The sequence below is a fragment of the Pseudomonas sp. P20 genome (genome assembly GCF_016463925.1).
Taxonomy (GTDB): domain Bacteria; phylum Pseudomonadota; class Gammaproteobacteria; order Pseudomonadales; family Pseudomonadaceae; genus Pseudomonas; species Pseudomonas aeruginosa.
In genome coordinates this window covers 192517-206757 of the sequence record NZ_JAEMVM010000003.1, presented here as the reverse complement: position 1 = coordinate 206757, position 14241 = coordinate 192517, and the positions used below count along the sequence as shown (strand labels likewise).

10 protein-coding genes are annotated in these 14241 nt (G+C 67.5%); 7 read left to right on the top strand and 3 right to left on the bottom strand.

Annotated features, from left to right (window positions below; genetic code table 11):
• Positions 1-74 precede the first annotated feature (74 nt).
• On the bottom strand, positions 75-983 hold the full coding sequence (gene gcvA, locus JHD77_RS05120; protein WP_003084684.1) for a transcriptional regulator GcvA: 909 nt from the start codon (positions 981-983) through the stop codon (positions 75-77).
• 220 nt (positions 984-1203) lie between these two features.
• On the opposite strand from gcvA, the gene JHD77_RS05115 reads away from it, so the two are divergent.
• A complete protein-coding gene (locus JHD77_RS05115; protein ID WP_003084682.1) occupies positions 1204-2385 on the top strand; it encodes an acyl-CoA dehydrogenase in 1182 nt (393 codons plus the stop codon).
• A 119-nt stretch (positions 2386-2504) separates the two neighbouring features.
• On the top strand, positions 2505-3728 hold the full coding sequence (locus tag JHD77_RS05110) for a CaiB/BaiF CoA transferase family protein (protein ID WP_003084679.1): 1224 nt from the start codon (positions 2505-2507) through the stop codon (positions 3726-3728).
• Positions 3729-3924: 196 nt separating this feature from the next.
• Here the strand turns inward: JHD77_RS05110 and JHD77_RS05105 are convergent, their stop codons facing one another.
• Together JHD77_RS05105 and JHD77_RS05100 are read right to left on the bottom strand one after the other, a co-directional pair.
• On the bottom strand, positions 3925-5208 hold the full coding sequence (locus JHD77_RS05105; protein WP_031756999.1) for a Zn-dependent hydrolase: 1284 nt from the start codon (positions 5206-5208) through the stop codon (positions 3925-3927).
• Positions 5209-5266: 58 nt separating this feature from the next.
• Positions 5267-6757 (bottom strand): NCS1 family nucleobase:cation symporter-1, encoded by a 1491-nt coding sequence (locus JHD77_RS05100; protein ID WP_003084674.1) that lies wholly within the window; start codon positions 6755-6757, stop codon positions 5267-5269.
• Positions 6758-7372: 615 nt separating this feature from the next.
• Here JHD77_RS05100 and hydA point away from each other — a divergent pair.
• The 5 genes from hydA (at position 7373) to JHD77_RS05075 (ending at position 14241) form a co-directional block, all read left to right on the top strand.
• On the top strand, positions 7373-8812 hold the full coding sequence (hydA, locus tag JHD77_RS05095) for a dihydropyrimidinase (RefSeq protein ID WP_003099919.1): 1440 nt from the start codon (positions 7373-7375) through the stop codon (positions 8810-8812).
• Between the two features lie 94 nt (positions 8813-8906).
• Positions 8907-10274 (top strand): NAD(P)-dependent oxidoreductase, encoded by a 1368-nt coding sequence (locus JHD77_RS05090; protein ID WP_003099917.1) that lies wholly within the window; start codon positions 8907-8909, stop codon positions 10272-10274.
• Positions 10271-11548, top strand: a complete 1278-nt coding sequence (preA, locus tag JHD77_RS05085) for an NAD-dependent dihydropyrimidine dehydrogenase subunit PreA (protein ID WP_003118829.1) — start codon at positions 10271-10273, stop codon at positions 11546-11548. Before JHD77_RS05090 ends, preA begins: the two co-directional genes overlap by 4 nt.
• 181 nt (positions 11549-11729) lie before the next feature.
• Positions 11730-12980 carry a cytosine permease gene (gene codB, locus JHD77_RS05080; RefSeq protein WP_003084659.1) on the top strand — a complete coding sequence of 417 codons (1251 nt, stop codon included), beginning with the start codon at positions 11730-11732 and terminating at the stop codon, positions 12978-12980.
• On the top strand, positions 12970-14241 hold the full coding sequence (locus JHD77_RS05075; protein WP_003084657.1) for a cytosine deaminase: 1272 nt from the start codon (positions 12970-12972) through the stop codon (positions 14239-14241). Before codB ends, JHD77_RS05075 begins: the two co-directional genes overlap by 11 nt.

Here is a 14241-nt window from a genome sequence, read left to right as displayed (position 1 = left end):
TCCGCGGGACCCGGCGGATCGGCCCGGTCCCGGGGCGGCGCGTCCTGCCTGCGCCACCCGATGTTCCTGCGCGTTCAGCCCAGCCCGTTGGCCTCGCGGTACTGCCTGGCCTCTTCCACCAGCCAGTCGCGGAAGGCATTGAGCATCGCCGATTCGACCCTGCGCTCGGGAATGATCAGGTAATACGCATTCTCGCTCAAATAGGCATGTTGCATGGGCACGATAAGCCTTCCGTCGGCCAGCTCGTCCTGGATCAGGAAGGGCGGTATGAGGGCCACGCCCATGCCGTGCATGGCCGCCTGGGCAAGCATGGAGAACAGCTCGTAGCGCGGCCCGCTCATGTCGTGGGCGACGTTCAGTCCCTGGGAGTGAAACCACTGGCGCCAAGCGTAGGGCCGGGTGCTCTGCTGCATCAGCGGCAGCCCGGCGACCTGCTCGGCGCTCAGCGTTCGACGCCCGCCCAGCAGCTCCGGGCTGCACACCGGCACCGGATTCTCGCGCATCAGGAAATGCGAGACGGTACCCGACCAGTCGGCGTCGCCGAAGTACAGCGCGGCGTCGAACTCGGTGTCGGCGAAGAGGAACGGGCGGGTGCGGTTGGTCAGGTTGATCGTGACCTCCGGGTGCAGCCGCTGGAAACGCTTGAGCCGCGGCAACAGCCATTGGGTGCCGAAGGTCGGCACCACCGCCAGTTCGATCGCGCCGCCGCCCTGGTGCCCCATCACCGCCAGGGTGTCGCGCTCCACCGCGTCGAGGCGTACCGCCACCCGCCGGCTATAGGACAGCCCGGCCTCGGTGAGCTTGACCCCGCGCCGCGAGCGACGGAACAGCTCGACACCGAGGAACTCCTCGAGCGTGGCGATCTGCCGGCAGATCGCGCTCTGGGTCAGGGACAACTCCTCCGCCGCCTTGGTGAAGCTCTCGTGGCGCGCGGCGGATTCGAAGCTGACCAGCGCGGCGGTGGAAGGGATCTTGCGTCGCATGGAGGACTCCGGAGTGCCGGTTTCGCATCTATGACGCCCAGGTCACGATTCCTCGCGCCTCTTCAAGGGCATGAAATACGAGACTCATTTTCTCGGAGTGAGAAAATAGCACAAGTGCGTGCGAATTCCTCGTTTGCCGCCCCATTCGCTAGGCTCTTAGGATGCTTCCATTCCGGCTGGCCCACGCCAGCCTCCGCTACCGCTTGACGAGGATGTACGCATGGCCACCAAAGCTAGCTTCAACTGGGAAGATCCCCTGCTGCTGGACCAGCAGCTCACCGAAGAAGAGCGCATGGTTCGCGACAGCGCCCAGCAGTTCGCCCAGGACAAGCTGGCCCCGCGCGTGCTCGAGGCCTTCCGCCACGAACAGACCGACCCGAAGATCTTCCGCGAGATGGGCGAGACCGGCCTGCTCGGCGCGACCATTCCCGAAGCCTACGGCGGCAGCGGCCTCAACTACGTCTGCTATGGCCTGATCGCTCGCGAAGTCGAGCGCGTCGACTCCGGCTATCGCTCGATGATGAGCGTGCAGTCCTCGCTGGTGATGGTGCCGATCCATGAATTCGGCAACGAAGCCACCCGGCAGAAGTACCTGCCCAAGCTGGCCAGCGGCGAATACATCGGCTGCTTCGGCCTGACCGAGCCGAACCACGGTTCCGACCCGGGCTCGATGGTCACCCGGGCGAAGAAGGTCGACGGCGGCTATCGCCTGAGCGGCAGCAAGATGTGGATCACCAACAGCCCGATCGCCGACGTCTTCGTGGTCTGGGCCAAGGATGACGAAGGGCAGATCCGCGGCTTCGTCCTCGAGAAGGGCTGGGAAGGTCTGAGCGCCCCGGCGATCCATGGCAAGGTCGGCCTGCGTGCCTCGATCACCGGCGAGATCGTGATGGACAACGTGTTCGTTCCGGAAGAGAACGCCTTCCCCGAAGTGCGCGGCCTGCGCGGTCCGTTCACCTGCCTGAACTCGGCGCGCTACGGGATCTCCTGGGGCGCCCTGGGCGCCGCCGAATTCTGCTGGCACACCGCCCGCCAGTACGTGCTCGACCGCCAGCAGTTCGGCCGCCCGCTGGCCGCCAACCAACTGATCCAGAAGAAGCTGGCCGACATGCAGACCGAGATCACCCTGGCCCTGCAAGGCTGCCTGCGCCTGGGGCGGATGAAGGACGAAGGCACCGCGGCGGTGGAAATCACCTCGATCATGAAGCGCAACAGCTGCGGCAAGGCCCTCGACATCGCCCGCCTGGCCCGCGACATGCTGGGCGGCAACGGCATCTCCGACGAATTCGGCATCGCCCGCCACCTGGTCAACCTGGAAGTGGTGAACACCTACGAGGGCACCCACGATGTCCACGCGCTGATCCTCGGCCGCGCGCAGACCGGCATCCAGGCATTCTTCTGAGCCACCGAGCAACACCCCGGCGCGCTTTTTCACGGTAGCGCGCCGGCCGCCGGGGAGACGGGCAAGGAACCCGTCTTCCCGGCCATTTCCGTTTCCAGCCCCCAGCAGCGAGAACCGTCATGCCCGGCGCCCTTTCCCATATCCGCGTACTCGACCTGTCCCGTGTCCTGGCCGGCCCCTGGGCCGGGCAGATCCTCGCCGACCTCGGCGCCGAGGTGATCAAGATCGAGCGCCCCGGCAGCGGCGACGACACCCGCGCCTGGGGCCCGCCGTTCCTCAAGGATGCCGAAGGCAACGACACCAGCGAGGCGGCCTACTACCTGTCGGCCAACCGCAACAAGAAGTCGGTGACGGTGGACTTCACCCAGCCGGAAGGCCAGCGCATCGTTCGCGAACTGGCGGCCAAGGCCGACATCCTGCTGGAGAACTTCAAGGTCGGCGGGCTCAAGGCCTATGGCCTCGACTATGAATCGCTGAAGCAGGTCAACCCGAAGCTGATCTACTGTTCGATCACCGGCTTCGGCCAGTCCGGCCCCTATGCCAAGCGCGCCGGCTATGACTTCATGATCCAGGGCCTGGGCGGCCTGATGAGCCTCACCGGGCGCGCCGACAACGAGGAAGGCGCCGGTCCGGTGAAGGTCGGCGTGGCGCTGACCGATATCCTCACCGGGCTGTACTCCTCCACCGCGGTGCTCGCCGCCCTCGCCCACCGCGACGTCAGCGGCATCGGCCAGCACATCGACATGGCCCTGCTCGACGTGCAGGTCGCCTGCCTGGCCAACCAGACCCTCAACTACCTGACCACCGGCGTGCCGCCGCGGCGCCTGGGCAACGCACACCCGAACATCGTGCCATACCAGGACTTCCCCACCGCCGACGGCGACATGATCCTCACGGTCGGCAACGACAGCCAGTTCCGCAAGTTCGCCGAGCTGGCAGACCACCCGGAATGGGCCGACGACCCGCGCTTCGCCACCAACAAGGCGCGGGTGGCCAACCGCGAGGTGCTGATCCCGCTGATCCGCCAGGCCACGGTGCTGCACACCACCGCCGAGTGGATTCTTTCCCTGGAGCGCGCCGGCGTGCCCTGCGGGCCGATCAACGACCTGGCGCAGGTGTTCGCCGACCCGCAGGTGCAGGCCCGCGGCCTGCGCGTGGAGCTACCGCACCCGCTGGCCGGGACGGTGCCGCAGGTGGCCAGCCCGATCCGCCTGTCCGAGACGCCGGTGGAATACCGCAACCCGCCGCCCACCCTCGGCCAGCACACCGATGAGGTCCTCGAGACGCTCCTCGGCCTGGACGCGGCCGCGCTGGAAAGGCTGCGCGACGGCAAGGTGATCTGAGCCCCGCGCCCCGCCCCAGCGACGCATCGACGGACAACGCCCCACCGTACCCCGCGCAGCACCACGTAGGGCGCATAACCGCAACGCGGTTATCCGCCGCCCAGCCGCGCATCGGCGGATAACGCCCCTGGCGTTATTCGCCCTACCGTACCCGTGTAGAAGGCGGTCGATGCCGGCGCCTCGATGGAAGCGCCACTCAGGCCGCCAGGCGGCCGCCGGCGATCGCCTCGGAGGCCTTGAGCATGGCCCGCAACAGCACCGCGCAGCCGGCGGCCAGGTCGTCGGGGCTGACGTTCTCGATCTCGTTGTGGCTGATGCCGTTCTCGCAGGGCACGAAGATCATCCCCGCCGGACCGAGTTCGGCGAGGAAGATCGCGTCGTGGCCGGCGCCGCTGACGATGTCCATCTGCGGCATGCCCAGCGCCTGCGCCGCCTCGCGCACCGCGCCGACGCATCCCTGGTCGAAGTACAGCGGCGGGAAATCGGCGGTCGGCACCAGCTCGTATTGCAAGCCATGCTTCTCGCAGGTAGCGGCGATCACCTGGCGGACCTCGGCGATCATCGAGTCCAGGCGCTCCGGTTGCAGATGGCGGAAGTCCAGGGTCATCTTCACTTCGCCGGGTATCACGTTGCGCGAACCGGGATAGGCGTGCAGGCAGCCGACCGTGCCGCAAGCATGCGGCTGATGGCCGAGGGCCGCGCGATTGACCGCCTCGACCACCGCCGCGGCACCGACCAGGGCATCCTTGCGCAGGTGCATCGGCGTTGGCCCGGCGTGTGCCTCGACGCCGCGCAGGGACAGGTCGAACCATTTCTGCCCGAGCGCGCCGAGCACCACGCCGATGGTCTTCTCCTCGTCCTCGAGGATCGGCCCCTGTTCGATGTGCGCCTCGAAATAGGCGCCCACCGGATGTCCGAGACAATCGCGCGCTCCCGCGTAGCCGATGGCGTCCAGCGCCTCGCCTACGCTGACACCGTCGGCATCGCGCTTGGCCAGGGTCTCCTCCAGGGTGAACTTCCCGGCGAATACGCCCGAGCCCATCATGCAGGGCGCGAAGCGCGAGCCTTCCTCGTTGGTCCACACCACCACCTCCAGCGGCGCCTCGGTTTCCACCCCGAGGTCGTTGAGGGTGCGGATCACCTCGAGGCCGGCCATCACCCCGAAGCAGCCGTCGAACTTGCCACCGGTGGGCTGGGTGTCGATGTGGCTACCGGTCATCACCGGGGGCAAGTCCGGGTTACGCCCGGGACGACGGGCGAAGATGTTGCCGACCCGATCGACGCTGACCGTGCAGCCGGCCGCTTCGCACCATTGCACGAAGAGATCGCGGGCCTGGCGGTCGAGATCGCTCAGGGCCAGGCGGCAGACCCCACCCTTGGCGGTGGCGCCGAGGCGGGCGAGATCCATCAGCGATTGCCAGAGGCGCTGGCCATCGATGTGTCGCTGGGTGGATTGCAGGACGTTCCGGGCAGTGCTCATTGTCGTCTCCTCAGGCTTGGAGTAGGTGTCGGCGGCTCGCCGGCCGCCTGTATGCCCATCAGGGCAGCGGTTTGGCCAATGCCGCCGGGCTCCGCGCACGGCGGCCGCAGAGGCCGTAGTAGAGCGCGCCGCCGAGCAGCGAGCCGGTGAACCAGCCGTAGTCGTAGAACCAGTGGAACTGGCGGTTGCCGAGGGCCATGACGGTCAGCGCCACCGGCACCGCGAAGGCGGCGAAGCCGGGCCAGTTCCAGGCCGGGTAGACGTCGTCGCGGTAGAGTCCGGCGAGGTCGAGGCGTTGCCTGCGCACCAGGAAGTAGTCCACCACCATGATCCCCGCGATCGGCCCGAGCAGGCTGGAGTAGCCGAGCAGCCAGTTGGAGTAGACGCTTTCCAGGCTGAGGTCGGAAACGATCCAGCCGAGCTTCTTCAGCAACTCGTGGGCCATCAGCGCCAGGCCGATGAAACCGGTGAGCCAGACGGCGCGGGTGCGGCCGATGAGTTTCGGTGCGATGTTCTGGAAGTCGTTGGTCGGCGAGACGATGTTCGCCGCGGTGTTGGTCGAGAGGGTGGCGACGATGATCAACGCCATCGCCACCGCCACCCAGCCGGGGCTGGGGATGTGGCCGATCAGGCTGACCGGGTCGGAAACCGTCTCGCCCACCAGCGAAGCCGAGGCGGCGGTCATCACCACGCCGAGGGCGGCGAACAGGAACATGGTCAGCGGCAGGCCGAAGATCTGCCCGAGTATCTGGTCCTTCTGGCTACGCGCATAGCGGCTGAAGTCGGGGATGTTCAGCGACAGCGTGGCCCAGAAGCCGACCATCGCCGTCAGCCCGGCCATGAAGTAGCCGGTGACGCTGGCGCCTTCCGGGCGCTTCGGCGGCTGCGCCAGCAGTTCGCTGACCGATATGTGCGGCAGCGCCCACACCAGCAGGCCGAGGCCGACCAGCACCAGCAGCGGTGCCGAGAGTGTCTCCAGCCATTTGATCGACTCCGCGCCGCGCAGCACCACCCACAGGTTCAGCCCCCAGAACAGGAGGAAACCGATCACCTCGCCGGTACCGCCGAGGGCTTTCCAGGCGGGAAAGATCGAACCGAGGAAGAGATGGATCGCCAGCCCGCCGAACAGCGTCTGGATGCCGAACCAGCCGCACGCGACCACGGCGCGGATCAGGCATGGCACGTTGGAGCCGATGATGCCGAACGAAGCGCGCAGCAGCACCGGGAAGGGAATGCCGTAGCGGGTGCCGGCGAAGGCATTGAGGGTCAGCGGGATCAGCACCACCAGGTTGGCCAGCAGGATCGCCAGCAGCGCTTCGCCGACGCTGAGGCCGAAGTAGGCGGTGAGGACGCCGCCGAGGGTGTAGGTGGGCACGCAGATGGACATGCCGATCCACAGCGCGGTGATGTGCCACCTGTTCCAGGTACGCTGTTCCACCCGGGTCGGGGCGATGTCGTGGTTGTAGCGGGGGCTGTCGAGTACGTCGCTGCCGGCGGACAGCTCGACCAAGCCGTCGCGCTCGGTCACTTCCGATCTGCTCTGTTGCATGGGCCTCTCCAGAATTCTTTTAGTTATTCGCTCATCGGGCTAATGCGATGGCCGGAGTACCGCACCACCAGTACTGCACCTCCGGTCCGGACAATGCCGTGGCGGGCGGCACTCAATAAGCGTGCCGAAAACCCCGCGACGTCACTGGGCAGGCCGGTCTACTGGAGGTAACCGACTGATCTGAAACACTTCATCGACAACGTCGGTGACACGCCGACGGGCAGTCCGGCGTGTCACCGGGGGAAATGCGCGAGCCTGTCGCCCCGGTCAGGAACCAAAGGAGTGCAGGCGAACTTTTTTCATCTCCCCACAACCGTTCGAACACGGCTTTCAAGCGGCTGATTTTGCATGGGAAATCTCGACCTTTTTGAATTCTTGTCAAGCGCGTCAAAATAGTGAGAACCCTCACCATTTTGGTGATATTTATTTTTAATTATTTAAAATCAATAAGTTACAAACTCAAACAACCATTTGAAAATAATCTTGCTCAATCGATGATCAGCATCTAGATTCGAATCCTGTCAGCGCTGACAGGATTACAAAAGTCCTCGGCGCATGGCGAAAAAACAATTTCAAGAACCGGCAACGACCGGTCAGCCTGCGAGGAAAGACGGCATGTCCCTGTTGATCCGTGGCGCCACCGTGGTTACTCACGAAGAGAGTTATCGAGCCGACGTGCTCTGTGCCAACGGCCTCATCCAGGCCATCGGCGAGAACCTCGAAACCCCCTCCGGCTGCGACGTCCTCGACGGCGGTGGCCAGTACCTGATGCCGGGCGGCATCGACCCCCATACCCACATGCAGTTGCCCTTCATGGGCACGGTGGCCAGCGAGGACTTCTTCAGCGGCACCGCGGCCGGGCTGGCCGGAGGGACCACCTCGATCATCGACTTCGTCATCCCCAACCCGCGACAGTCGCTGCTGGAGGCCTTCCACACCTGGCGCGGCTGGGCGCAGAAATCCGCTGCGGACTACGGCTTCCACGTCGCCATCACCTGGTGGAGCGACGAGGTCGCCCGGGAAATGGGCGAGCTGGTGGCACAGCACGGGGTGAACAGCTTCAAGCACTTCATGGCCTACAAGAACGCCATCATGGCCGCCGACGATACCCTGGTGGCCAGCTTCGAGCGCTGCCTGGAGCTGGGCGCGGTGCCGACGGTGCACGCGGAGAACGGCGAACTGGTCTTCCACCTGCAGCAGAAACTCCTCGCCCAGGGCCTCACCGGCCCCGAGGCGCATCCGCTGTCGCGTCCGCCGCAAGTCGAGGGCGAGGCCGCCAGCCGCGCCATCCGCATCGCCGAGACGCTGGGTACGCCGCTGTACCTGGTGCATATTTCCAGCCGCGAGGCGCTGGACGAGATCGCCTATGCCCGCGCCAAGGGCCAGCCGGTCTACGGCGAGGTGCTGGCCGGGCACCTGCTGCTCGACGACAGCGTCTACCGCCACCCGGACTGGGCCACCGCGGCCGGCTACGTGATGAGCCCGCCGTTCCGTCCCGTCGAACACCAGGAAGCGCTGTGGCGCGGCCTGCAGTCCGGCAACCTGCATACCACCGCCACCGACCACTGCTGCTTCTGCGCCGAGCAGAAGGCCATGGGCCGCGACGACTTCAGCAAGATTCCCAATGGCACGGCCGGCATCGAGGACCGCATGGCGCTGCTGTGGGACGCCGGGGTCAACAGCGGGCGCCTGTCGATGCACGAGTTCGTCGCGCTGACCTCCACCAACACCGCGAAGATCTTCAACCTGTTCCCGCGCAAGGGCGCGATCCGCGTCGGCGCGGATGCCGACCTGGTGCTCTGGGACCCGCAGGGCAGCCGCACCCTCTCGGCCGCCACCCATCACCAGCGGGTCGATTTCAACATCTTCGAAGGTCGCACCGTGCGCGGCATTCCCAGCCACACCATCAGCCAGGGCAAGCTGCTCTGGGCCGCAGGCGACCTGCGCGCCGAACCCGGCGCCGGACGCTACGTGGAGCGCCCGGCCTACCCGTCGGTGTACGAAGTGCTCGGCCGCCGCGCCGAACGCCAGCGCCCGGTCGCCGTCGAGCGCTGATCCTTCCCGCAATACCGGACCGGCCCGTAGAGGCCGGACGGTGCCGTATTGCCGTTGACTGCCCCGAGAAGAAACCAGAAGAGAGGCTACAACCGTGATCGATTCCCTGAACCACCTCCCCCGTCCGGACACCGGCGCGGACACGCTCGCCGAGCGCTTCGCCGACCTCGCGCCGCCGCTCAACGCCCGCCAGGCCGCCCTGGAAAGCGCCCGCTGCCTGTACTGCTACGACGCGCCCTGCGTCAACGCCTGCCCGACCGAGATCGACATCCCCGGGTTCATCCGCAGCATCGCCCAGGAGAATGTCCAGGGCGCGGCGCAGAAGATCCTCTCGGCGAACATCCTCGGCGGCAGCTGCGCCCGCGTCTGCCCCACGGAAATCCTCTGCCAGCGGGCCTGCGTACGCAACAACGCCCAGGAATGCGCACCGGTGCTGATCGGCCAGTTGCAACGCTACGCCCTCGACCACGCCGGCTTCGGCGAACATCCGTTCAAGCGCTCGCCGGCCACCGGCAAGCGCATCGCCGTGGTCGGCGCCGGGCCGGCCGGGCTGTCCTGCGCCCACCGCCTGGCCATGCACGGCCACGACGTGGTGCTCTTCGAGGCCCGCGCCAAGGCCGGCGGCCTCAACGAGTACGGCATCGCCCGCTACAAGCTGGTGGACGACTTCGCCCGGCGCGAAGTGGAATTCCTCCTGCAGATCGGCGGTATCGAACTGCGCCACGGCCAGCGTCTCGGCGACAACCTGGCGCTCGGCGCCCTGCACGACGAGTACGACGCGGTGTTCCTCGGCATCGGCCTGGCCGCCAGCAAGCGCCTCGGCCTGGAAGACGAGGACGCCCCCGGCCTGCTCGCCGCCACCGACTACATCCGCGAACTGCGGCAGAGCGACGACCTGCTCGACCTGCCCGTCGCCGACCGTTGCATCGTCATCGGCGCCGGCAACACCGCCATCGACATGGCGGTGCAGATGAGCCGGCTCGGCGCCCGCGACGTCAACCTGGTCTACCGCCGTGGCTTCGAGGAAATGGGCGCCACCGGCCATGAGCAGGAGATCGCCAAGGCCAGCCAGGTGCGCCTGCTGACCTGGGCCCGACCGGAACGGGTACTGCTCGACGAGCACGGCCGGGTGCGCGGCATGCGCTTCGCCCGCACGCGCCTGGAGAACGGTCGCCTGGGCGACACCGGCGAGCACTTCGAACTGGCCGCCGACGCCATCTTCAAGGCCATCGGCCAGGCCTTCGAAGGCGCCAGCCTGGGCGATCCGCTGGCAGCGCAACTGCGGCGCGACGGCGAGCGCATCCAGGTCGACGGACAGATGCGCACCAGCATCCCCGGCATCTACGCCGGCGGCGACTGCGTGGCGCTCGGCGAGGACCTCACCGTGCAGGCGGTGCAGCACGGCAAACTGGCGGCGGAAGCGATCCACGCCCAACTCATGCTCAACGTGGAGGCTGCGTGATGGCCGACCTGTCTATCGAATTCGCCGGCATCAAGTCGCCCAACCCCTTCTGGCTGGCCTCCGCGCCGCCCACCGACAAGGCCTACAACGTGGTCCGCGCCTACCAGGCGGGCTGGGGCGGGGTGGTCTGGAAGACCCTCGGCGAAGACCCCGCGGCGGTCAACGTGTCGTCGCGTTATTCCGCGCACTTCGGACCGAACCGCCAGGTGCAGGGGATCAACAACATCGAGCTGATCACCGACCGCTCGCTGGAGATCAACCTGCGCGAGATCGCCCAGGTGAAGAAGGACTGGCCAGACCGCGCGCTGATCGTGTCGCTGATGGTGCCCTGCGTCGAGGAGTCGTGGAAATACATCCTGCCGCTGGTGGAAGCCACCGGCGCCGACGGTATCGAGCTGAACTTCGGTTGCCCCCACGGCATGCCCGAGCGCGGCATGGGCGCGGCGGTGGGCCAGGTACCGGAGTACGTGGAGATGGTCACCCGCTGGTGCAAGACCCACTGCTCGCTGCCGGTGATCGTCAAGCTCACCCCCAACATCACCGACATCCGCCAGTCGGCGCGCGCCGCCCATCGCGGCGGCGCCGACGCGGTGTCGCTGATCAACACCATCAACTCGATCACCAGCGTCGACCTGGAGCGCATGGTCGCCCTGCCCGTGGTCGGCACCCAGAGCACCCACGGCGGCTACTGCGGCTCGGCGGTGAAGCCGATCGCCCTGAACATGGTCGCCGAGATCGCCCGCGACCCGCAGACCCGCGGCCTGCCGATCTGTGGCATCGGCGGTATCGGCAGTTGGCGCGACGCAGCGGAATTCGTCGCGCTCGGCTGCGGCGCGGTGCAGGTATGCACGGCGGCGATGCTGCACGGCTTCCGTATCGTCGAGGACATGCAGGACGGTCTCGCGCGCTGGATGGACAGCCATGGCTACCAGCGGCTGTCCGATTTCAGCGGCGGCGCGGTGGGCAATACCACCGACTGGAAGTACCTGGACATCAACTACCAGGTGATCGCCCGCATCGACCAGGACGCCTGCATCGGTTGCGGCCGCTGCCATATCGCCTGCGAGGACACCTCGCACCAGGCCATCGCCAGCCTGCCCCGGGCCGACGGTACACACCGCTACGAAGTGATCGACGCCGAGTGCGTGGGCTGCAACCTGTGCCAGATCACCTGTCCGGTGGAGAACTGCATCGAAATGGTGCCGCAGGACACCGGCAAGCCCTATCTCAACTGGACCCAGGATCCGCGCAACCCCTACCGCGAAGCCTCCTGAACGCAGGGCGGCGCCCGCATCCCCGGCGGACGCCGCCCTGCCGCGCGCCGGCACGCTTCCTGCGTGCCGCTGCGGTCCGACGACGCGCAACGGCGTCTGTCGGATCGACCCGCCTTCGACTACCATTCGCCGCGGCCCGGCCGACGCTCCCGGACGGCCGGCGCCCCACGGAGACTCGCGCATGTCCGCAGACAGCAACTACAGCCAGCAACCGGTCCCGCTGGCAGCGCGCAAGAGCGCGCTGGCCCTGAGCGTGGTGATGCTCGGCCTGACCTTCTTTTCCGCCAGCATGTGGACCGGCGGCACCCTCGGCACCGGCCTGAGCTACGACGACTTCTTCCTCGCCGTGCTGCTGGGCAACCTGATGCTCGGCCTGTACACCGCGATCCTCGGCTTCATCGGCGCGCGCACCGGCCTTTCCACCCACCTGCTGGCGCATTACTCGTTCGGCAGCAAGGGCTCCTGGCTGCCCTCGGCGTTGCTCGGCGGCACCCAGGTCGGCTGGTTCGGCGTCGGCGTAGCGATGTTCGCCATCCCGGTGGCCAAGGCCACCGGCCTCGACGTCAACCTGCTGATCCTGGTTTCCGGAGCGCTTATGACCCTCACGGTGTTCTTCGGCATCGCCGGTCTGACCCTGCTGTCGGCCATCGCGGTCCCGGCGATCGTCGTTCTCGGCAGCTACTCGGTATGGCTCGCGGTGCGCGACGCCGGCGGCCTGGCGGCGCTGCAGCAGGTGACGCCGAGCGCGCCGCTGAGCCTCTCGACCGCGATCGCCCTGGTGGTCGGCTCGTTCGTCAGCGCCGGCACCCTCACCGCCGACTTCGTCCGCTTCGGCCGCAGCGCGCGTACCGCCGTGGTGGTGTGCCTGGTGGCGTTCTTCCTCGGCAACTCGCTGATGTTCATCTTCGGCGCGGCCGGCGCGGCGGCGGTGGGCAAGTCGGACATCTCCGACGTGATGATCGCCCAGGGCCTGCTGATCCCGGCGATCCTGGTCCTCGGCCTGAACATCTGGACCACCAACGACAACGCGCTGTATGCCTCCGGCCTCGGCTTCGCCAACATCACCGGCCTCTCCAGCCGCTTCCTGGCGATGCTCAACGGCGCCCTCGGCACCCTCGCCGCGCTCTGGCTGTACAACCACTTCGTCGGCTGGCTGACCTTCCTCTCCGCCGCCATCCCGCCCATCGGCGGGGTGATCATCGCCGACTACCTGAGTCGCCGCCGGCGCTACCGCCAGCACCCCTGCGCGGACATCCAGGCGATCAACTGGGCGGCGATCCTCGCCGTCGCCTGCGGCACCGCCGCCGGCCACTGGCTGCCGGGGATAGTGCCGGTCAACGCGGTGCTCGGCGCCGCCATCGCCTACCTGCTGCTCAATCCCCTGCTGAGCCGCAGCCCGAACAAACCAGAAGAGGTCCTCCATGCTGATTGACAACCTGCGCCTGCGCGGCCGCGAAGGTCTCTGGCAACTGCGCGTCGCCGATGGCCGTATCGCCGCCCTGGTGCCGATGGAACAGGCCGCCGACGACGCCGGCGAGCGCCTGGACGGCGCCGGCGGTCTTGCCGTGCCGCCGTTCATCGAGCCGCACATCCACCTCGACACCACCCAGACCGCCGGCCAGCCGGAGTGGAACCGCTCCGGCACGCTGTTTGAAGGCATCGAGCGCTGGGCCCAGCGCAAGGCCCTGCTCAGCCACGAGGACGTCAAGCAGCGCGCCTGGCAGACCCTGAAATGGCAGATCGCCAACGGCGTGCAGCACGTGCGCAGCCACGTCGACGTCTCCGACCCGACCCTCACCGCGCTCAAGGCCATGCTCGAGGTGCGCGGCGAAGTGGCGCCCTGGGTCGACCTGCAGATCGTCGCCTTCCCTCAGGAGGGCATTCTCTCCTACCCCAACGGCCTGGAACTGCTGGAGGAGTCGCTGCGCCTGGGCGCCGACGTGGTGGGAGCGATCCCGCATTTCGAATTCACCCGCGAGCTGGGCGTCGAGTCGCTGCACAAGGCCATCGACCTGGCCAAGCGCTACGACCTGCCAGTGGACGTGCATTGCGACGAGATCGACGACGAGCAGTCGCGCTTCCTCGAGACCCTGGCCATGCTCGCCCATCGCGACGGCCTCGGCGCACGGGTCACCGCCAGCCACACCACGGCGATGCACTCCTACAACGGCGCCTACACCTCGCGGCTGTTCCGCCTGCTGAAACTGTCGGGAATCAACTTCGTCGCCAACCCGCTGGTGAACATCCACCTGCAGGGTCGCTTCGACGACTACCCGAAGCGCCGCGGCATCACCCGGGTCAAGGAACTGCTCGGTGCCGGGATCAACACCTGCTTCGGCCACGACGACGTGTTCGACCCCTGGTACCCGCTGGGCACCGCGAACATGCTGCAGGTGCTGCACATGGGCCTGCACGTGACGCAGATGATGGGCTACGACGAGATCGACGGCGGCCTCGACCTGATCACCCGCAACAGCGCCCGCACCCTCGGCCTGCGGGAATACGGCATCGAGGTCGGCCATCCGGCCAACCTGCTGGTGCTGCCGGCCCGCGACGGCTTCGACGCGGTGCGCCGGCAGGTCCCGGTGCGCTACTCGATCCGCGGCGGACGGCTGCTCGCCGAGACGGTCCCGGCGCAGACCACGGTGTTCCTCGAACAGGCTGAAGCGGTGGACTTCACCCGCGCCAGCTGA